Annotated in this window: 16 protein-coding genes; 9 read left to right on the top strand and 7 right to left on the bottom strand. The window is 73.6% G+C overall.

Going from position 1 to position 20,547, the window contains the following annotated elements; translation table 11 throughout:
• Positions 1–74: 74 nt before the first annotated feature.
• Both BMY40_RS08570 and BMY40_RS08575 read right to left on the bottom strand, forming a co-directional pair.
• Positions 75–1,163: a metallophosphoesterase gene (locus tag BMY40_RS08570; protein WP_093657792.1), complete on the bottom strand. Its 1,089-nt coding sequence runs from the start codon at positions 1,161–1,163 to the stop codon at positions 75–77.
• 191 nt (positions 1,164–1,354) lie between these two features.
• On the bottom strand, positions 1,355–2,473 hold the full coding sequence (locus tag BMY40_RS08575) for a LacI family DNA-binding transcriptional regulator (RefSeq protein ID WP_093657216.1): 1,119 nt from the start codon (positions 2,471–2,473) through the stop codon (positions 1,355–1,357).
• A gap of 373 nt (positions 2,474–2,846) precedes the next feature.
• Here BMY40_RS08575 and hisC point away from each other — a divergent pair, with 373 nt between their 5' ends.
• The 4 genes from hisC (at position 2,847) to cydD (ending at position 10,188) form a co-directional block, all read left to right on the top strand.
• Positions 2,847–3,929: a histidinol-phosphate transaminase gene (hisC, locus tag BMY40_RS08580; RefSeq protein ID WP_093657218.1), complete on the top strand. Its 1,083-nt coding sequence runs from the start codon at positions 2,847–2,849 to the stop codon at positions 3,927–3,929.
• Between the two features lie 171 nt (positions 3,930–4,100).
• A complete protein-coding gene (locus tag BMY40_RS08585; protein ID WP_093657220.1) occupies positions 4,101–5,612 on the top strand; it encodes a cytochrome ubiquinol oxidase subunit I in 1,512 nt (503 codons plus the stop codon).
• Positions 5,613–5,632: 20 nt separating this feature from the next.
• Positions 5,633–6,682, top strand: coding sequence for a cytochrome d ubiquinol oxidase subunit II (gene cydB, locus BMY40_RS08590; RefSeq protein ID WP_093657222.1), 1,050 nt, complete (start codon positions 5,633–5,635; stop codon positions 6,680–6,682).
• Entirely contained in the window at positions 6,679–10,188 is a 3,510-nt protein-coding gene (gene cydD / locus BMY40_RS08595; RefSeq protein ID WP_093657224.1) for a thiol reductant ABC exporter subunit CydD, read from the top strand. The genes cydB and cydD overlap by 4 nt, the downstream gene beginning before the upstream one ends.
• A 41-nt stretch (positions 10,189–10,229) precedes the next feature.
• Here cydD and BMY40_RS08600 read toward each other — a convergent pair whose 3' ends face one another.
• From BMY40_RS08600 to BMY40_RS08620, 5 genes are all read right to left on the bottom strand, one after another.
• The gene (locus BMY40_RS08600) at positions 10,230–11,141 is read right to left on the bottom strand and encodes an aldo/keto reductase (RefSeq protein ID WP_093657794.1); all 912 of its coding nucleotides are present in this window, start codon (positions 11,139–11,141) and stop codon (positions 10,230–10,232) included.
• A 194-nt stretch (positions 11,142–11,335) separates the two neighbouring features.
• The gene (locus tag BMY40_RS08605; protein ID WP_093657226.1) at positions 11,336–12,196 is read right to left on the bottom strand and encodes a Cof-type HAD-IIB family hydrolase; all 861 of its coding nucleotides are present in this window, start codon (positions 12,194–12,196) and stop codon (positions 11,336–11,338) included.
• Between the two features lie 268 nt (positions 12,197–12,464).
• Complete coding sequence (locus BMY40_RS08610; RefSeq protein WP_093657228.1) at positions 12,465–13,364, bottom strand: LLM class flavin-dependent oxidoreductase; 900 nt, start codon at positions 13,362–13,364, stop codon at positions 12,465–12,467.
• Between the two features lie 52 nt (positions 13,365–13,416).
• Positions 13,417–13,965: an RNA 2'-phosphotransferase gene (locus BMY40_RS08615; RefSeq protein ID WP_093657230.1), complete on the bottom strand. Its 549-nt coding sequence runs from the start codon at positions 13,963–13,965 to the stop codon at positions 13,417–13,419.
• A 73-nt stretch (positions 13,966–14,038) separates the two neighbouring features.
• Complete coding sequence (locus BMY40_RS08620) at positions 14,039–15,934, bottom strand: SDR family oxidoreductase (protein WP_093657232.1); 1,896 nt, start codon at positions 15,932–15,934, stop codon at positions 14,039–14,041.
• Between the two features lie 190 nt (positions 15,935–16,124).
• Here BMY40_RS08620 and BMY40_RS08625 point away from each other — a divergent pair, with 190 nt between their 5' ends.
• The 5 genes from BMY40_RS08625 (at position 16,125) to BMY40_RS08645 (ending at position 20,499) form a co-directional block, all read left to right on the top strand.
• The gene (locus tag BMY40_RS08625) at positions 16,125–17,162 is read left to right on the top strand and encodes an ABC transporter ATP-binding protein (protein ID WP_093657234.1); all 1,038 of its coding nucleotides are present in this window, start codon (positions 16,125–16,127) and stop codon (positions 17,160–17,162) included.
• Positions 17,152–18,093 carry an ABC transporter permease gene (locus tag BMY40_RS08630; protein WP_245769954.1) on the top strand — a complete coding sequence of 314 codons (942 nt, stop codon included), beginning with the start codon at positions 17,152–17,154 and terminating at the stop codon, positions 18,091–18,093. The genes BMY40_RS08625 and BMY40_RS08630 overlap by 11 nt, the downstream gene beginning before the upstream one ends.
• A 101-nt stretch (positions 18,094–18,194) precedes the next feature.
• On the top strand, positions 18,195–19,112 hold the full coding sequence (locus BMY40_RS08635) for an ABC transporter ATP-binding protein (protein ID WP_093657236.1): 918 nt from the start codon (positions 18,195–18,197) through the stop codon (positions 19,110–19,112).
• A 59-nt stretch (positions 19,113–19,171) separates the two neighbouring features.
• Complete coding sequence (locus tag BMY40_RS08640) at positions 19,172–19,891, top strand: ABC transporter permease subunit (RefSeq protein ID WP_093657238.1); 720 nt, start codon at positions 19,172–19,174, stop codon at positions 19,889–19,891.
• A gap of 137 nt (positions 19,892–20,028) precedes the next feature.
• The gene (locus BMY40_RS08645) at positions 20,029–20,499 is read left to right on the top strand and encodes a MarR family winged helix-turn-helix transcriptional regulator (protein WP_093657240.1); all 471 of its coding nucleotides are present in this window, start codon (positions 20,029–20,031) and stop codon (positions 20,497–20,499) included.
• Positions 20,500–20,547: the final 48 nt, after the last annotated feature.

Below are 20,547 nucleotides of genomic sequence, written 5' to 3' on the forward strand. Positions count from 1 at the left end.
CCTCTACCGGGCGGTGTTCACCCTCCGGGCGGCATGAGGGGGGCGGATCAAGCGGACACCGGGGGAGGCAACGCTCAGGCGGGGAGGGGGAGCCGGGACACCAGCAGCTTTCCGGCCATGGTCACTCCGCCGTCCATGGCGACCGCGAGCGAGTCGGCGTAGACGTGCGGTCCGTGCACCTGGGGCGCCCCGTCCTCGCCGTCCTCGGAGCCGACCTCACCCAGCAGGTAGGGGATCGGGCTGTGGCCGTGGACGATGCGCCGCCCGCCGTAGGTGGCCAGCAGTTCGCGTGCCGCCGTGGCGCCGGCCTCGTCGCGGAAGGCGAAGCGCTTGGTGAACTTGCGGAACAGGTCCCAGGTCTCGTCGGCGTCGTGGTGGGTGAGGGATTCGGTGACGGCGTCGTTGACGTCGGTGATGGTGCCGCCGTACTCCAGGTAGGCGGTAGTGTCGGAGTGCACCAGCAGGTGGTCGTCGGCCAGGGCCATGGCGTCCAGCCGGGACATCCACTGGACGTGGTGCTCCTGGAGCCGCTCCATGTCGGAGCGCTGCCCGCCGTTGAGCAGCCAGGCCGCCTGGAAGGAGGCGGTGCCCGCGCCGGAGCCGACGGGGGTGTCGCCGAAGCGCTTGGCGCCGATCAGCAGCAGTTCGTGGTTGCCCATCAGCGCCTTGCAGTAGCCGCCGGCGGCGGCGGCCTCGGCGGAGAGCTGCATCACCAGGTCGATGACGCCGATGCCGTCCGGGCCGCGGTCGGTGAAGTCGCCCAGGAACCACAGCCGGGCGTTGCCCGCGATCCAGTGGTCCTCGGTGTCGATGAGCCCCTGGTTCAGCAGGGCCGTGCGCAGCTCGTCCAGATAGCCGTGCACGTCGCCGACGACGTACAGCGGGCCCTGCTCGCCGCCGCCGGCGGCGGGGGAGGGCGTGTCGACCAGTGTGGGGGTGGGGACCGCGGAGGCCGCGCCGATGACGGGCAGGTCGCGCTGGGTGGGGGTGTACCCCTCCGGACGCGGTTCGGCGGCATCCGGGGCCCCGGGACCCATCGCACCCGGACCCATCGCACCCGAATTCACCGGGCCCGGACCGACCACGCCCGAACCCGTCACGCCCGCGCCGTGCCACATGTCGGATCCCCGACCGGCCCCCAGAGTCATCGGCCCCTCCACCATCGCGCGCGCCTGCACCTGCCGGACCTCTCTCCGCCTCCCGCGGGTCGCCCCGTGTCGAGAGCCGGTCCCGGTGTCGTGGGCCCATCATAGGAACGCAGGTCGCGCCTTGTGACGCACCCGGGGGACGGCAATTCGGACCGGGGTCGGACGGGAGCCGGAGAGCGGCCGGTTCGCCCCGGAATGAACGGGCCCTAGGACCGGCCGCGGTCCTCGGGGGAGCGGGGGGCGCTCACCGTCGTCCGCGCCCGGCGGCGCTGCGAGGACGTGCGGACGATCAGGTCGGTGGGCATGATCCGCTGGACGGGGCGGCCGCCGCCGGTGCCCTCGATGGCGTCGATCAGCAGCTGGACGACGGTGCTGCCGATGCGCCCGGGTTTCAGCGACAGGGTGGTGATGGGCGGCTCGGTGCCGGCGTAGACGGCGGACTCGCTGCAGCACACCAGCAGCAGGTCGTCGGGGACGCGCAGCCCGTACCGGCGGGCGGCGGCGAGCAGGTCGGTGCCGTTGGGGTCGAAGAGCCCGTACACGGCGTCGGGGCGGTCGGGCCGGGCCAGCAGTCTGTCGGCGGCGACGGCGCCCGCGCAGGGGTCGTGGGCCGGGTAGGCCTCGTACACCGGGTCCTGCCCGGCGCGCTCGCACCAGCGCAGGTAGGCCTTGGTGGACAGCCGGGTGTAGGTGTCGGTGCTGGTGCCGGTGAGCAGGCCGATGCGGCGGGCGCCGGCGGCGGCGAGATGGTCGAGCAGGCCGGTGACCGCGGCCTCGTGGTCGTTGTCGACCCAGGCGGTGACGGGCAGGTCGCCGCAGGGGCGGCCGTCGGAGACCACGGGGATGCCCTGGCGGACCAGTTCGGTGACGACGGGGTCGCGGTCGGAGGGGTCGATGACGACGGTGCCGTCGAGGGCGACGTTGGACCAGACGTCGTAGGGGCTCTGCCGGGTGCTGCCGGGAAGGATCACCAGGGCGTAGCCGCGGGCCAGGGCGGCGGAGGAGGCGGCGCGGGCCATCTCGGCGAAGTAGGCGAACTCGGTGAAGGTGAAGGGCTCCTCGCCGTAGGTCGTGACCGTCAGTCCGATCAGCCCCGACTTGCCGGTGCGGAGTGTGCGGGCCGCCGCGGAGGGGCGGTAGCCGAGCCGGTCGGCGACCTCGCGGACGTGGCGTCGGGTGGCGTCGGGCAGGCGGCCCTTGCCGTTGAGCGCGTCGGAGACGGTCGTGATCGAGACGCCGGCCGCCGCGGCCACGTCCCGGATGCCCGCCCGCCCCAGCCGACGGCCGTGGGCCCGGCCCACCTGGTGCTTCCCTGCTGCTGTCATGGCGTGCTGATACTAGGGCCGCGCCGCGCCGTTTGCGGGGGTGTACAGGACAACAGGAGAAGAGACGATTCTGCAAGCCAGATCAATGGTAACGACCATGGAAGAGGCGGTAGTTGAGCCACCGCCCCATCATTTCTGCGGATACTTCACCGCTTGCTCCAGCAGAAGGGGGGATGTCTCAAAGCTGTCTCAACTCACCTCCACGGGTGATGCGCGCCAGGGAGCGCGCCACCGGCGCACGCTTCTGCGAATGCGCCCTTCTCGCCGGGCCCTACGCCGTTCCGGGGAATCCTTCTAAGGTGTGCAGCATTGGTGGTACGGGCGGCGGCACGGCCGCCCACGACTGGCCCCGAAGGGTCGAGGAGGACCTGGCATGACGGAGATGGCCCCGAAACTGCGCGCGGTGCTGGAGGGGATCCCCACCTACAGGCCCGGTCGTCCGGCGGCCGCCGACGGCCCCGCCGCGTACAAGCTGTCCTCCAACGAGAACCCCTACCCGCCGCTGCCCGGGGTCCTGGAGGCCGCCACCGCCGCCGCCGGCTCCTTCCACCGCTACCCGGACATGGCCTGCGGCCTCCTGACGTCGGAGCTGTCGCACCGCTTCGGGGTGCCGATGAGCCACATCGCGACCGGCACCGGCTCCGTCGGCGTCGCCCAGCAGCTCCTCCAGGCCACCGCCGGCCCCGGCGACGAGGTGGTCTACGCCTGGCGCTCCTTCGAGGCGTACCCGATCATCACCCAGATCTCCGGCGCGGCCTCCGTCCGGGTGCCGCTGGACGGCGACGAGAGGCACGACCTGGACGCGATGGCCGACGCCGTCACCGAGCGCACGCGCCTGGTCTTCGTCTGCAACCCCAACAACCCCACCGGCACCGCCGTCCGCCGCGCCGAGCTGGAGCGCTTCCTGGACCGCGTCCCCGGCGACGTGCTGGTCGTGTTGGACGAGGCGTACCGCGAGTTCGTCCGCGACGAGGAGATCCCGGACGGCATCGAGCTGTACCGCGACCGCCCGAACGTCTGCGTGCTGCGCACCTTCTCCAAGGCGTACGGCCTGGCCGGGCTGCGGGTCGGCTTCGCCGTCGCCCACGAGCCGGTGGCGGCGGCGCTGCGCAAGACGGCGGTGCCGTTCGGCGTGAGCCAGATCGCGCAGGACGCGGCGGTCGCCTCGCTGCGCAGCGAGGCCGCGCTGCTGGAGCGCGTGGACGCCCTGGTCGCCGAGCGGACCCGGGTGGTGCGCGAGCTGACCGAGCAGGGCTGGACGGTTCCCGAGACGCAGGCGAACTTCGTCTGGCTGCGGCTGGGGGAGCGCACGGGCGACTTCGCCGCGGCCTGCGAGGCGGCGGGCGTGATGGTGCGGCCGTTCGCGGGCGAGGGGGTCCGCGTCACGATCGGCGAGACGGAGGCCAACGACCTCTTCCTCAAGGCCGCGCAGGACTTCCGCAAGGACGTGCGGTAAGGACCTCCAGCCCTCCCGGCCCGGGACCAAAGGCCCCCCGAACGGGACGTTCATTCCCTCCCACCCCCCGGTGGGAGGGAATGAACATAAGTGCGTCATACTTCTTGTGAATGTGAACGCATTCACGAGCGCGTGTGCTACGTCACACCATGTCCACTTTGGGAGAATGCCGTGGACCTAGCTCTGGCCCCGGAGACCCTGGCGCGGTGGCAGTTCGGCATCACCACCGTCTACCACTTCCTCTTCGTCCCCCTGACCATCTCGCTCGCCGCCCTCACCGCCGGCCTCCAGACCGCCTGGGTGCGCACCGGCCGCAAGGTCTACCTCAGGGCGACGAAGTTCTGGGGCAAGCTGTTCCTGATCAACATCGCGATGGGTGTCGTCACCGGCATCGTGCAGGAGTTCCAGTTCGGCATGAACTGGTCCGACTACTCCCGCTTCGTCGGCGACGTCTTCGGGGCTCCCCTCGCCTTCGAGGCGCTGATCGCGTTCTTCTTCGAGTCCACCTTCATCGGCCTGTGGATCTTCGGCTGGGACAAGCTGCCGAAGAGGATCCACCTGGCCACCATCTGGATGGTCTCCATCGGCACGGTCCTGTCCGCGTACTTCATCCTGGCCGCCAACTCCTGGATGCAGCACCCGGTCGGCTACCGCGTCGACCCCGAGTCCGGCCGCGCCGAACTCACCGACTTCCTCGCCGTGCTCACCCAGAACACCGCCGTGGCGCAGTTCTTCCACACCATGACCGCCGCCTTCCTCACCGGCGGCGCCTTCATGGCCGGCATCGCCGCGTACCACCTGCTGCGCCGCCGCCACATCCCGGTGATGCGCACCTCGCTGCGCCTGGGCCTGGTCACCATGGTCGCCGCCGGAGCGCTCACCGCCGTCAGCGGCGACCACCTCGGCAAGATCATGTACGAGCAGCAGCCGATGAAGATGGCCGCCGCCGAGGCCCTGTGGGAGACCGAGGGGCCCGCGCCGTTCTCCGTCTTCGCCTACGGCGACGTCGACGAGGGCCACAACAAGGTCGCCGTCGAGATCCCCGGCCTGCTCTCCTTCCTCGCCCACAGCGACTTCTCCAGCCCCGTGCCCGGCATCAACGACACCAACGAGGCCCTCCAGGAGAAGTACGGCCCCGGCGACTACAGGCCCAACATCCCCGTCGCCTACTGGGGCTTCCGCTGGATGATCGGCTTCGGCATGGCCTCCACGGCCCTCGGCGCCCTCGGCCTGTGGCTCACCCGCCGCCGCCTCCTCCTGGCCGAACACCACCGCACCACCGAGAACGAGGTCCCCAACCTCGCCCTCACCCCCACCCGCCTGCTCGGCCCCGCCCTCAGCCGCCGCTACTGGCAGCTCGCCTTCCTCACCCTCGGCTTCCCGCTCATCGCCAACGCCTGGGGCTGGATCTTCACCGAGATGGGCCGCCAGCCCTGGGTCGTCTACGGCCTGCTGCGCACCTCCTCCGCCGTCTCCCCCGGCGTCTCCCAGCTCGAGGTGCTGATCTCGATGACCGTCTTCACCCTCCTGTACGCAGTCCTCGCCGTGATCGAGGTGAAGCTGCTGGCCAAGTACGTCAAGGCCGGGCCGCCCGAGCTCACCGAGACCGACCTCAATCCGCCCACCCGGATCGGCGGCCACGACAAGGACGACGCCGACCGCCCCATGGCCTTCTCCTACTAGGTCCAACCGAGGTTTCCCCGATGGAACTCCACGACGTCTGGTTCGTCCTGATCGCCGTCCTGTGGATCGGCTACTTCTTCCTGGAGGGCTTCGACTTCGGAGTCGGCGTCCTCACCCGGACACTGGCCCGTGACCGCCGCGAGCGCCGCGTACTGATCAACACCATCGGACCGGTCTGGGACGGCAACGAGGTCTGGCTGCTGACGGCCGGCGGCGCCACCTTCGCCGCCTTCCCCGACTGGTACGCCACCCTCTTCTCCGGCTTCTACCTGCCCCTCCTCCTCATCCTCGTCTGCCTGATCGTGCGGGGTGTGGCCTTCGAGTACCGCGCCAAGCGGCCGGAGGAGAAGTGGCAGACCAACTGGGAGCGGGCCATCTTCTGGACCTCCCTGCTCCCCGCCTTCCTGTGGGGCGTGGCCTTCGCCAACATCGTCCGCGGCGTCGCCATCGACGCGGAGAAGGAGTACACCGGCGGCCTCCTGGACCTGCTGAACCCCTACGCCCTGCTCGGCGGCGCGACGACCCTCGCCCTGTTCACCTTCCACGGCGCCGTCTTCACCGCCCTGAAGACCGTCGGCGACATCCGCGTCCGGGCCCGTGCCCTCGCCGTGCGCGTGGGCCTGCTCACCGCCGCCCTCGCGGTCGCCTTCCTCGGCTGGACCCAGCTCGACCGCGGTGACACCGCCACCCTGGCCGCCCTGGCGGTCGCCGCCCTCGCCCTGCTCGCGGCCGTCCGCGCGATCGCCGCCGGACGCGAGGGCTGGTCCTTCACCCTCTCCGGCGTCACCGTCGTGGCGGCCGTCGCCATGCTCTTCCTCGCGCTCTACCCGAACGTCATGCCCTCCACGCTCGACCCCGCCTGGAGCCTGACGGTCACCAACTCCGCGTCCTCTCCCTACACCCTGACGATCATGACCTGGCTGGCCGCCCTGGCCACTCCGCTCGTGCTGCTCTACCAGGGCTGGACATACTGGGTCTTCCGCAAGCGCATCGGCACCCAGCACATCGCGGACCCGGCCGACACGGCCCCCGACACCCCGAACCCGGAACCGGAAACCACCCGCACATGAAGCCCGTCGACCCCCGCCTGCTCCGGTACGCCCGCACCACCCGCGTCTTCCTCGCGGCCGCCGTGGTGCTGGGCCTGGCCGGAGCGGGCCTGGTCATCGCCCAGGCCATGCTCATCGCCGAGATCGTCGTACGGGCCTTCCAGCACCACACACCCCCCTCCGAACTCACCACCCCCCTCGCCCTCCTCGCCGCCGTCTCCCTGGGCCGCGCCCTGGTCTCCTGGCTCACCGAGCTGGCCGCCCACCGCTCCTCCGCCGCGGTCAAGTCCGAACTGCGCCTGCGCCTGCTCGCCCACGCCACCGCCCTCGGCCCCGCCCGCCTGGACAAGCCCACCGGCGAACTGGCCAACCTCGCCACCCGCGGCATCGACGCCCTCGACGACTACTTCGCCCGCTACCTCCCCCAGCTCGCGCTGGCCGTCGTCGTCCCCGCCGCCCTGATCGCGCGCATCTTCACCGACGACTGGATCTCGGCGGCGACCATCGCCGTCACCCTCCCCCTGATCCCGGTCTTCATGGTCCTGATCGGCTGGGCGACCCAGGCCCGCACGGACCGCCAGTGGCGCCTGCTGTCCCGCCTGTCCGGCCACTTCCTCGACGTCGTCGCGGGCCTGCCCACCCTCAAGGTCTTCGGCCGCGCCAAGGCCCAGGCGGAGAACATCCGCGCCATCACCGCCGACTACCGCCGCGCGACCCTGCGCACCCTGCGGATCGCGTTCCTCTCCTCCTTCGTCCTCGAACTGCTCTCGACGATCTCCGTCGCCCTCGTCGCGGTCGGCATCGGCATGCGCCTGGTCCACGGCGAACTCGACCTCTACACCGGCCTGGTCGTGCTGATCCTCGCCCCCGAGGCGTACCTCCCCCTGCGCCAGGTCGGCGTCCACTACCACGCCGCGGCCGAGGGCCTGTCCGCGGCGGAGGAGGTCTTCTCCACCCTCGAAAGCACCCCCGCCCCCACCGGCACCACCCCCGCCCCCGACGCGCGCACCGCGACCATCGCCCTCGACGGCCTCACCGTCCGCCACGAGGGCCGCACCACCGACTCGCTGCCCCCCACCACCCTCACCGTGGCCCCCGGCGAGACCGTCGCCGTCACCGGCCCCTCCGGCGCCGGCAAGACGACACTGCTGAGCGCCCTCCTCGGCCTCACCACCCCCACCGCCGGCCGTATCACCGTCGGCGGCCGGGACCTGTCCGCCCTCGACCCGGCCACCTGGCACTCCCAGATCGCCTGGGTCCCCCAGCACCCCCACCTCTTCGCCGGGACGATCGCCGACAACGTCCGCCTGACCCGCCCCGGCGCCACCGACGCCGAAGTCCTGCGGGCCCTGACCGACGCCGGAGCCCCCGACCTCTCCCCGCACACCGCCCTCGGCGAGGCGGGCGCCGGCCTCTCCGCCGGCCAGCGCCAGCGCGTCGCCCTCGCCCGCGCATTCCTCGCCGACCGCCCGGTCGTCCTCCTCGACGAACCCACCGCCGCCCTCGACGGCGCCACCGAAGCCCAGGTCGTCGACGCGATCGCCCGCCTCGCCCGCGACCGCACGGTCATCCTGATCGTCCACCGCCCCGCACTGCTCCCCCTCGCCGACCGCGTCGTCCGCCTCACCCCCACCGGCGCAACGGAGGTCACCCCACCCGTCCCCGGCAGCGCGCCGGAGGGGACGGAGCCTTCCGCACGCCGGGCGGACCACCCTGCACCCGGACCGGCCGCGGCCCCCGCACGCCCCGCCCCCACCGGCGCACCCGCCCCCCACCCCCTCACCCGCGTACGCCGCATCGCACGCCCCCTGCGCGGCCGCTTCGCACTCGCCCTGCTCCTCGGCTCCCTCGCGCTCCTCAGCGCCGTCGGCCTCATGGCCTCCTCCGGCTGGCTGATCTCCCGCGCCTCCCAGCAGCCGCCCGTGCTGTACCTGATGGTCGCCGTCACCGCGACCCGCGCCTTCGGCATCGGCCGCGCCGTCTTCCGCTACGCCGAGCGACTCGTCTCCCACGACGCCGTCTTCCGCGTCCTGGCCGACCTGCGCGTCACCGTCTACCGCCGGCTGGAGCGCCTCGCCCCCGCCGGACTGCGCCACACCCGGCGCGGCGACCTGCTCGCCCGGCTCGTCGCCGACGTCGACACCCTCCAGGACTACTTCCTGCGCTGGCTGCTCCCCGCCGCGGTCGCGGCCACCGTCTCCCTCTCGGCCACCGTCTTCACCGCGTGGCTCCTGCCCGAGGCGGGGGCGGCCCTCGCCGTCGGCCTCCTGACCGCCGGCGTCGCCGTCCCCGCGCTCGCCGCCGCCGTATCCCGCCGCACCGAGCGCCGCCTCGCGCCCGCCCGCGGCGAGCTGACCGCCCGTACCGTCGACCTGCTCACCGGCACCGCCGAGCTGACCGTCGCCGGAGCGCTGCCCCGCCGTACCCGGGCCGTACGCGACGCCGACGCCGCCCTGACCCGCCTGGCCGCCCGCAGCTCCGCCGTCACCGCGCTCGGCGGCGGGCTGTCCGCGCTCGCCGCCGGGCTCACCGTCACCGCGGCCGCCTGGTCGGGCGCCGCGGCCGTCCACGGGGGCCGGCTGGACGGCCTTCTCATGGCGGTGGTCGTGCTCACCCCGCTCGCCGCCTTCGAGGCGGTCTCCGGGATGCCGCTCGCCGCCCAGCACCGGCAGCGCACCCGCCGCTCCGCCGAACGCGTCCACGAGGTGATCGACGCGCCCGCCCCCGTACGCGAGCCGGAGGACCCCGCCCCGGCGCCCGCCGACCCGTTCCCCCTGGTCCTCACCGGCCTCACCGCCCGCCACCCGGGCCAGGACCGCCCGGCCCTGCGGGAGGTGGACCTGACCCTGACCCCCGGCCGGCGCGTCGCGGTCGTCGGCCCCTCCGGCTCGGGCAAGACCACCCTGGCCCACGTCCTGCTGCGCTTCCTCGACCCCGAGTCCGGCGGCTACACCCTCGGCGCGGGCGCCGCCGACGCCCTCGCCCTCGACCCCGACGCCGTACGCCGCCTCGTCGGCCTGTGCGCCCAGGACGCGCACATCTTCGACAGCTCCCTGCGCGAGAACCTCCGCCTGGCCAGGCCGCCGGCCACCGACGACGACCTCCACGCCGCCCTGGCCGCCGCCCGCCTCGACGACTGGGTCGGCGAGCTGCCCGACGGCCTGGACACCCTCGTCGGCGAGTTCGGCGCGCGGCTCTCCGGCGGCCAGCGCCGGCGCCTGGCCCTGGCCCGCGCGCTGCTCGCCGACTTCCCCGTCCTCGTGCTGGACGAGCCCGCCGAGCACCTGGACCTGGCCACCGCGGACGCCCTGACCGCCGATCTGCTGGCCGCCACCGAGGGCCGCACCACCGTGCTGATCACCCACCGGCTGGCCGGGCTGGAGGCGGTGGACGAGGTGGTCGTCCTCGACGGCGGCCGCGCCGTCCAGCGCGGCCCGTACGGGGAACTGGCCGCGGCGGACGGCCCCTTCCGGCGGATGCTGGAGCGGGAGCGGGCCACCGGGGAGCCGGTCGCGGCCCCGGGCTGACGGGGCACCGGCCCGCGTGCCCCGTCAGCCCGGGGCCGCCCTCAGGCCGCCTCGTCCAGCCGCCGCCGCTGCCCCTCGTCCAGCCGCAGCTCCATCGCGTCGAACGCCTCGTCGAGCTGCTCGGTCCGGCTCACTCCGACGATCGGCACGACGGCAGGGTCCCCGCCGGTCAGCCATGCCAGTACCACCTGGTTCGCGGTGGCCCCGGTCTCGGCGGCCACCTCACCGAGCACGGCCAGGCGCCGTGTCGTGCCCGGGTGGTCGTAGTGCTCGGGCAGCGGGCGGTCGGGGCGGGTGTAGGAGCCCCACAGCAGCGAGGAGTAGGCCCACAGGTCCACGTCCGGCTCGCTGCGCGCGTAGTCGAGCGACTCGGCGGTCGCGAGCCGGTGCCCGCTCTCGGGGAGGACGACCCCCGGCCGCGGCTGGACGTAGGAGTGCCGCAGCTGCAGGGCGGTCCAGCCCGCCACCCCCGCCGCACGGGCGATCGCGCGGCCGCGTTCCACGCGCCAGGCGGTGTGGTTGGAGGCGCCGAGCCGGCGGGCGAGCCCTTCCGAGACCACCTCGCCGAAGGCGCCGACGGTCTCCTCCAGGGGCACGTCGAGGTCCTCCGCGTGCGCCCAGTACAGGTCGATCCGCTCCGTGCCCAGCCGTCTCAGGCTCTCCCGCACCGCCGAGCGCACGGCGGGCGCCGACAGTCCCTCGGCGGACTCCGGCCACTTCCCCGGCACGGTCGGCTGCTGGCGCACCTTGGTGCTGATCAGCACCCGGTCGCGTACGCCGGGCCGGGCGGCCAGCCACCGGCCGATCACGGTCTCGCTCTGCCCGCCGACGCCGGAGGGGTCCATCCAGAAGCTGTAGCAGTTGGCGGTGTCGATCCACCGCCCGCCCCGCTCGACGAAGCGGTCGAGCAGAGCCGTCGAGGTACCCGGGTCCAGCCGGGTGCCGAAGTCCATGGCGCCCAGGGCGAAATACGGTGTGCTCACCGGCGGTCCTCTCGTCCGTGCGGCGTCACCGCCGCGCTCGGAGGCCCATGCTGGCGTCTGGAGAGCACTCCAGGGCAAGCGCCGCCGACGTGCGCACCGGAGTACCCCGCCGCCGGAACGTTCGCCGCCGGAACGTTCCCGCACCCCGTGCGCGCCCGCGGCCGTCAGCCGGCCGGCGGCAGCTCCAGCAGCCGCTCGATGACGGCGGCCACGCCGTCCTCCTCGTTGGCGGCCGTGCGGTGCGTGGTCGCGGCCAGCACCGCCGGATGGGCGTTGGCCATGGCGTACGAGGTGCCGGCCCAGGACAGCATCTCCAGGTCGTTGGGCATGTCGCCGAAGGCGACGACCTCCTCGGCCGCCACCCCGCGCTGCGCGCAGCACCGGGCCAGGGTGCTGGCCTTGCTGACGCCGGGGCCGCTGACCTCCAGCAGTGCGCTCGGGCTGGAGCGGGTGAACTCCGCGTGGTGGCCCGCCGCCTCGCGCGCCATGCCCAGGAACTCGTCCGGAACCAGTTCGGTGTGGTGGGCCAGCAGCTTGAGCACCGGCTCGTCGGCGTACTCGGCCTCGTCCGCCAGCAGCTTCTCGGCCGGTGCGATCAGCGCGCCGGGGTCGAGGTGGAACTGCGGGTACTGCGGCTCGTAGTGGATGCCTCCGGTCCGCTCGACCGCGAAGCTCACGTCGGGGGCGGCCGTCCGCAGTTCCTCGACCACGGTCAGCGCGGTCTCGCGCGGCAGCTCCCTGACCTGCACGATCCGCCGTCCCCGGTGCAGGTCGACGACGGCCGCGCCGTTGGCGCAGATCGCCAGACCGTGCCCGTGCACGTGGTCGCTGACCACGCCCATCCAGCGGGCCGGCCGCCCGGTGACGAAGAAGACCTCGATCCCGGCCTCCTCGGCGGCGGCGAGCGCCGCGACCGTGCGGTCGGAGACGGACTTGTCGTCGCGCAGCAGTGTGCCGTCCAGATCGGTGGCGATGAGGCGCGGGCGTGTCATCGGGGGCGCGGGAACATGGGTCACGCTCCCCATGGTCCCGCATATGCCCGCACAGGCGTGCGCCAAGGTGCCCGAATGAGCCACGGGGCGAACGCATCCGAAACCGGACGGACACGGACGGCCGAACTCATGGACATCCGGCCGTCCGCGCCGGGAGAACGCCACGACTCGTCCACGGGCCGCACCGGTCATGGCGCGAAACGCCCGCCGCTCGCCGCCCCGCCTCCGCCCACGGGACCGGCCCCGCCGCCGGCACGGAGGAGGGCCCACCGCATGGGGCACGCCGGGGACCCGGCCCCACTCATCCGAGCCGGGCGGCCGCCTCCGTGGCGATGCGCTCGAAGACGGCCTGGTCGGCGGCGAAGCCCGTGCCGGGGATCGGCCAGTGGACCGCGATCTCGGTGAAGCCCAGTTCGCGGTGGCGGCCCGCGAAGTCGACGAAGGCCTCCACCGACTCCAGCGGCCCGTTCCGGTCCGGGGTGAAGCCGTGCAGCAGGACCTTGCCGAGCTCGGCCGCGTCCCGGCCGAGCTCCGCGCACGCCTCGCCGAGCCGCTCGACCTGCCCGCGCAGCGCGGCCACCGACTGCTCGGGCGTCCCGGTCTCGTACAGCTTCGGGTCGCCGGTGGTCACCCATGCCTGCCCGTACCGGGCGGCCAGCCTCATCCCGCGCGGCCCGGTGGCCGCCACCGCGAACGGCAGCCGGGGCCGCTGGACGCAGCCGGGGAGGTTCCGCACCTCCCTCGCCGAGTAGAAGGTGCCTCGCTGCGAGACCGAGCCCTCGGTCAGCAGCCGGTCCAGCAGCGGCACGAACTCGCCGAAGCGGTCGGCGCGCTCGCGCGGCGTCCACGGCTCCTGCCCGAGCGCGGTCGCGTCGAAGCCGCTGCCGCCCGCGCCGATCCCCAGGGTGATCCGGCCGCCCGAGATGTCGTCGAGCGAGATCAGCTCCTTGGCGAGCGTCACCGGGTGCCGGAAGTTGGGGGAGGTGACGAGGGTGCCCAGGCGCATCCGCTCCGTGACGCCCGCGGCGGCCGTCAGCGTGGGCACGGCACCGAACCACGGCCCGTCGCGGAACGGGACGCGCCAGGACAGGTGGTCGTAGGTGTACGCGGCGTGGAAGCCGAGCTCCTCGGCGCGCCGCCACTTCGCGCGGCCCCCCTCGTGCCAGCGGTCGACGGGAAGGATCACGGTGCTCAGACGCATGCCACGAGCCTACGTGCGGCACGCCGCCGGTCCCCGGCCGGGCGGCCCCGCGTCAGCCGGGCAGGCGCAGGTACTCCGGTGGTACCCGCGGCACCAGCCACACCCCGTTGTCGCTGACCCGGAACGTGTACCCGTCCCGGTGCATCGCCCCGGCGTCCACCACCAGCACCACCGGCTTCCCGCGCCGCGCGCCCACGGCGGCGGCCGTCTCGCGGTCGGGCGAGAGGTGGACGTCGTGACGCGCCATCGCCCGCAGGCCGTCCCGCCGGATATCCGCCACGTACCGCCCGACCGTCCCGTGGAAGAGGTACGGAGGCGGTTCGGCGGGGTGCAGGCCCAGATCCACGCCGACGGTGTGCCCCTGGGCGGCCCGGATGCGGTCCCGCTCGGGATCGAGTGTGAAGCGCCGCTTGTCGTTGGTGACGACGACCTCTTCCAACTCCTCGCGGGTGAGCCGGAAGCCGTTGCGCGCCGCGGCGTCCAGCAGTTCCCCGACACCCACCCAGCCGTGGGCGTCCAGGGTGAGCCCGATCCGCTCGGGAGCGTGCCGCAGATGCCGTGCGACGTACTTCGAGATCCGCTTGCGGCGCCGGTCGTCCATATCCGGCCAGGGTGCCCCGGGACTCACCGCGGCGCACCTCGTTTTCACGTTCGCCGGGGCCGCCACCGCCTCCTCACGCCCGCACGTTGATCCGCGCGAAGGCCCGCAGGGCGCTCGGCGCCAGCCGGGCCAGCACCACACCGCCCCACGCCTCCAGGTTCACCGGGACCACCGCCTTGTTCCGGACGACCGAGCGCAGCACCGCGTCGGCGACCCTCTCCGGGGCGAACCTGCGGATCCGGTAGACCTGGAGGGCCCTCTTGCGGCGGCGTTCGGCGTCCCGCTCGTCGGTGCCGCGGAAGCGCGTGTCCTCGATGATCGAGGTGCTGACGATGCCGGGGCAGACCGCCGAGACCCCGATGTCCTCGCCGGCCAGGTCCGCGCGCAGCACCTGGCTGAGCATCAGCGCCCCCGCCTTGGAGGTGCAGTACGCGGGCAGGGCCCGGGAGGGCTCGTAGGCGGCGCAGGAGACGACGTTGACGATGTGGCCCCCCTGCCCCCGCTCGGACATCTGCCGCCCGAAGAGGCGGCAGCCGTGGATGACGCCCCACAGGTTGGAGCCCAGGACCGCCTCCCAGTCGTCCGCGGTGTGCTCCAGGAACGGCCCGGCCGCCGCGATCCCGGCGTTGTTGACCAGCACGTCCACCACGCCGTGCTCGGCGGCCACCTTCCGGGCCAGCGCCTCCATCGCCGCCCCGTCGGCGACGTCGACGGTCTCGGCCCACGCGCCCTGCGCGCCGGCCCGCCGGGCCAGCTCGGCCGTACGCGCCGCCTCCTCGCCCCGCATGTCCACGGCGACGACCCGGGCGCCGGCCCGGGCGAAGGCCAGCGCCGTCTCGCGGCCGATGCCCCGGGCCGCGCCGGTGACCAGCACCAGCAGGCCGCCGAAGTGCTCCGCGTACTCCTCCTGCCGTGCGCGCCCCCGGCGCCCGCGCAGGCCGCCGCGCCGTACCGTCGCCGGTGCGCCCAGCTCACCGCTGCCTCCGCCGCCACCAGCGCCGCCGCGCGCCCCGTACGCCTCGCAGTCCTCGACGAACGAGCCGATCCAGGCGGCCAGCCGGTCGGGCCGGGTACGCGGCGCCCAGTGGCCGGCCGGCAGGGTGCGGCACGTCAGGCGGGGCGTCCACCGCTCCGCCTCGTCCCGCAGGGAGGGGGAGAGGAACGGGTCACCGGTCGGGGTGACGAGTTGCACGGGCACATGGGCGTAGGCGTCCTCGCGCGGCCGGCGCATCCGGGCCCGCACGTTGTCGCGGTACAGCCACAGGCCGTGCGCGGCGTCGCGCGGCAGCGAGGGCGCGGGGTGACCGTCGCCCGAGATGCCCTCGGAGCGCCGCAGCATGCCCGGCCAGGCCCTGCCCAGCGGCCCCCGCCAGGCCAGCTCGGGCAGGACGGGCACATGCATCGCGTACACGTACCAGGAGCGGGCGCCCTGCCCCAGCGCCTGGGCCAGGCGCCGCGGGGTGGGCCGGGTCAGCCGCCTGCGGAACCAGTGCCCGAAGTGGTCCAGGGACGGCCCGGACATCGAGGTGAAGGAGGCGATCCGGCCCCGGGTGCGCTCGGCCGTGGCGAACTCCCAGCCCTGCACCGAGCCCCAGTCGTGGCCGACCAGGTGCACCGGGTCGCGGGGGCTGACCGCGTCCGCGACCGCCAGGAAGTCACCGGTCAGCCGCTCCAGGGTGAAGCCGCCGCGCAGCGGCTTCGGGGCGGCGGACCGGCCGCAGCCGCGCACGTCGTACAGCACCACGTGGAAGCGGTCCGCCAGCCGTTCGGCCACCGGCGCCCAGACCTCCTTGGAGTCCGGGTAGCCGTGCAGCAGGACCACCGTGGGGCGGCGGCTCCCGTCCGCTCCCACCGCCTCGCCCAGCTCGGCGACGCACAGCTCCACGCCGTCCGCTCCGGGAACGCGCCGCTCGCGCGCGCCCTCGAGACCCCTTGGCCCCGCCGGTCCCGATCCCGCCGCCGCTTCCATAAGCGCCTCTCCTCCCGCCTCGCCCGGCACTCCCGTATCCCGGGTAGCCGGTCTCCCCGGCATGACACCGGATCCGACCGGGACCTACCCCGCCGGAGGAGCCCTTAGGGGCATCTACGCCTCCAGTACGAGGAACAACCACGCCCCCGGGCTGACGTGACCGGCACGCCGCGGCACTACGGTCGGGGGCGTGACTGTGATCGCGACCGAAAGCCTCAGCAAGCGGTACCCACGGGTGACCGCGCTCGACCGGCTCACCATGCAGATCGAACCCGGGGTGACCGGACTGGTGGGCGCCAACGGCGCGGGCAAGTCCACCCTGATCAAGATCCTCCTGGGACTGGCCCCGGCCAGCGAGGGCAATGCCTCCGTGCTCGGCCTGGACGTGGCCACCGAGGGCGGCGCCATCCGCGAGCGCGTCGGGTACATGCCCGAGCACGACTGCCTGCCGCCCGACGTGTCGGCGACCGAGTTCGTCGTCCACATGGCGCGGATGTCCGGCCTGCCCGCCTCCGCCGCCCGCGAGCGCACCGCCGACACCCTGCGCCACGTCGGCCTCTACGAGGAGCGCTACCGCCCCATGGGCGGCTACTCGACGGGCATGAAGCAGCGGGTCAAGCTGGCCCAGGCGCTCGTCCACGATCCGCGGCTGGTGCTGCTGGACGAGCCGACCAACGGTCTCGACCCGGTCGGCCGCGACGACATGCTCGGCCTGATCCGCCGAGTCCACACCGACTTCGGCATCTCGGTGCTGGTCACCTCCCACCTGCTGGGCGAGCTGGAGCGCACCTGCGACCACGTCGTGGTCATCGACGGCGGGAAGCTGCTGCGCTCCTCCTCCACCGCCAGCTTCACCCAGGAGACGACCACCCTGGCCGTCGAGGTCACCGACACCGACGCCCACCCCGACGGCACCGCCGCCCTGCGCGCCGCCCTGACCGGGGCCGGGCTCACCGTGGCGCCTCCCGGCGCGGGCGGCGAGGGCCTGCCGGGCGCCGGTCACGTGCTGCTGGTCGAGGCGGGCTCCGAGGCCGTCCACGACACCGTCCGCGACACGGTCGCGGAGCTGGGTCTGGGCCTGGTCCGCATGGAGCAGCGCAGGCACCGCATCGCCGAGGTCTTCCAGACGCCCGGCACCGCGTCCGGCACCGCCGGCACCACCGAGCAGGCCGCGGAGCAGGCCGCCGAGAAGAGCACGCAGAAGGGAGGCAGCACCGATGCGGCCTGACACCGGCAACCACCCCGGCACCCATCCCGGAGCCGCCGTCCCCGCCCAGCGCGGCGAGGACGCCAGCATCCACAACATCGGCTACCGCCACTACGACGGCCCCCGTCTGGGCCGCTCCTACGCCCGGTGGTCGCTGCTGGTCCAGTCCCTGCGCGGCGCGTACGGCCTGGGCCGCTCGGCGAAGTCCAAGGTGCTGCCGTTCATCCTGCTGGCCGTGATGGTCCTGCCCGCGGGCGCCATGGTCGCGATCACCATCGTCACCGGCGCCGACGAACTGCCGCTGCGGTACACCGACTACGTGCTGGTGATGCAGCCGGTCATCGGCCTCTACCTCGCCGCCCAGGCCCCCCAGTCGGTCTCCCTGGACCTGCGCTTCCGCACCGTGCCGCTGTACTTCTCCCGCCCGATCGAGCGCGTCGACTACGTGGGGGCCAAGTACGCGGCCATGACCGCGGCGCTGTTCCTGTTCACCTCCCTGCCGCTGGTGGTGCTGTACGCGGGCGGGCTGCTGGCGAAGCTCGGCTTCGCCGACCAGACCACGCAGTTCCTCCAGGGGCTGGGCTCCACCGCGGTGTTCTCCGTGCTCCACGCGGGCATCGGCCTGCTGGTCGCCGCGCTCACCCCGCGCCGGGGCTTCGGTGTCGCCGCGGTCATCGCGGTGCTCACCATCCCCTACTTCGCGGTCACCACCGTCCAGGCGGTCGCCGAGTTCCAGGCGGGCAGCGCCACCGCCGTCACCTGGCTCGGCCTGGCCTCCCCCGGCACGCTCGTCGACGGCATCCAGTCGGCGTTCCTCGGCGGCACCTCCGGCTTCCCCGGCTTCCACGAGCCCGGCACCGCCGCGGCGGCCGTCTACGTCCTGGTCACCCTCGCCCTGATCGCCGGCTGCTGGGCGGCGCTGATGGCCCGCTACCGCAAGGCGGGCCTGTGACGGCCGGGTACCGGGCGGAGAGGGCCCGGACGGCGGCGATCCGGACGGTGAGGGGCCGGACGGCGAAGGATCGGACGAGGAACGAGAAGGCGGCCTGACCCATGACCACCATCCGCATCGACCATGTGTCCCGCTGGTTCGGCAACGTGGTCGCCGTCAACGACGTGACCATGGACATCGGCCCGGGCGTCACCGGGCTGCTCGGCCCCAACGGCGCGGGCAAGTCCACGCTGATCAACATGATGGGCGGCTTCCTGGCGCCCTCCACCGGATCCGTCACCCTCGACGGCGCGGCGATCTGGCGCAACGAGCAGGTCTACCGGGAGATCGGCGTCGTCCCCGAGCGTGAGGCGATGTACGACTTCCTCACCGGCCGCGAGTTCGTGCTGGCCAACGCCGAGCTGCACGGCCTGCCCGACGCGGGCGAGGCCGCGCGGCGGGCCCTGGCCACCGTGGAGATGGAGTACGCCCAGGACCGGAAGGTCTCCACCTACAGCAAGGGCATGCGGCAGCGCGTGAAGATGGCCTCCGCGCTCGTCCACGACCCGTCCGTGCTGCTGCTGGACGAGCCGTTCAACGGCATGGACCCGCGCCAGCGCATGCAGCTGATGGAACTGCTGCGGCGGATGGGCGCCGAGGGCCGCACGGTGCTGTTCTCCTCCCACATCCTGGAGGAGGTCGAGCAGCTCGCCTCCCACATCGAGGTGGTCGTCGCGGGGCGGCACGCGGCTTCCGGCGACTTCCGGCGCATCCGCCGGCTGATGACCGACCGCCCCCACCGCTATCTGGTGCGGTCCAGCGACGACCGCGCGCTGGCCGCCGCGCTGATCGCCGACCCCAGCACGGCGGGCATCGAACTCGACTGGTCCGAACGCGCCCTGCGCGTCCAGGCGATCGACTTCGCGCGCTTCACCGAGCAGCTCCCGCGCATCGCCCGCGAGCACGGGATCCGGCTCCTCACGGTCTCGCCCTCGGACGAGTCCCTGGAGAGCGTCTTCTCCTACCTCGTCACGGCCTGAGAACGCCCGGGCCGCCCGAGAACCCCGAGACCGCCTGAGAACCAAGGAGCCCCACACCGATGTACGACCCCACGGTCGCCCGGCTCACCTACCGGGCCCTGCTCGGCCGACGCCGGGCGCTGATCCTGTTCGTCCTGCCCGTCGTACTGATCGTGATCTCCGTCGCGGTCCGCCTCCTGGTCGGGGCCGACGACGCCGTCGCCAACCAGGTGCTCGGCGGCTTCGCGCTGGCCACCATGGTCCCGCTGATCGGCGTGATCGCCGGGACCGGCGCGATCGGCCCGGAGATCGACGACGGCTCGATCGTCTACCTGCTGGCCAAGCCGCTGAAGCGGCCGACGATCATCCTCACCAAGCTGACCGTCGCCGTCGGCGTCACCATGGTGTTCTCCGCCGTCCCCATGCTGATCGCCGGGTTCGTCCTCAACGGCAACAGCCAACAGATCGCCGTCGCCTACGCTGTCGCCGCGGTCGCCGCCTCCGTCGCCTACAGCGCGCTCTTCCTGCTGCTGGGCACGGTCAGCCGGCAGGCCGTCGTCTTCGGCCTGGTCTACGCCCTGATCTGGGAGGCGCTGATCGGCAGCCTCGTACCCGGCGCCCGGACCCTCAGCGTCCAGCAGTGGGCCCTGGCGCTGGCCGAGAAGACCGCGCCGGGCGCGGGCATCACCTCCGACGTCGGACTGCCGGTCGCCGCGGTGCTGCTGGCGGTGGTGACCGTCGCCGGCGCCTGGTACGCCGGGCGGAAGCTGCGCACCCTCACCCTCGCCGGCGAGGAGTGACCGGGCGCCGACCACCGCGCACCGGAACACCGCGCACCGGAACACCGCGCACCGGAACACCACGCGCCGCGCACCGCGTACGGGCACCGCGCACCGAGGCCGGAGGGCACCGCCCTCCGGCCTCGTACGCTGGAAGCATGGGCACGACACGGTGGCTGGACGACGAAGAGCAGCGGACCTGGCGGGCGTTCCTGGCGGCCACCCAGCGCGTACGCGAGGAACTGGACCGGCAGCTGCAGCGCGACGCCGGGATGCCGCTGGCGTACTACCAGATCCTGGCCATGCTCTCCGAGGCGCCCGAGCGCACCCTGACCATGAGCCGGCTCGCCCGGACCACCCGCTCCTCGGCCAGCAGGCTCTCCCACGCGGTCGCCCGGCTGGAGGCCAAGGGATGGGTCAGCAGGTGCCAGCACCCGGCCGACCACCGCACCACCCTGGCCACGCTGACCGACGAGGGGCTGGCCGAGCTGGAGGGCATCGCGCCCGGCCACGTGGAGCAGGTCCGGCTCTCCCTGTTCGACAACCTCACCTCCGAGCAGACCCGGCAGCTCCACGAGATCTGCCGGGCGGTGCTGGAGGGCGCCGGCGAGGGTCCGGCACCGGGCTGACCCGAGCCGTTCCAGCCGACCCGAGGTGACCTGAGCCGCCCCAAGCCG

Origin of the sequence: Streptomyces radiopugnans (assembly GCF_900110735.1) — a bacterium.
In the GTDB taxonomy this organism is placed as follows: Bacteria; Actinomycetota; Actinomycetes; order Streptomycetales; family Streptomycetaceae; genus Streptomyces; species Streptomyces radiopugnans.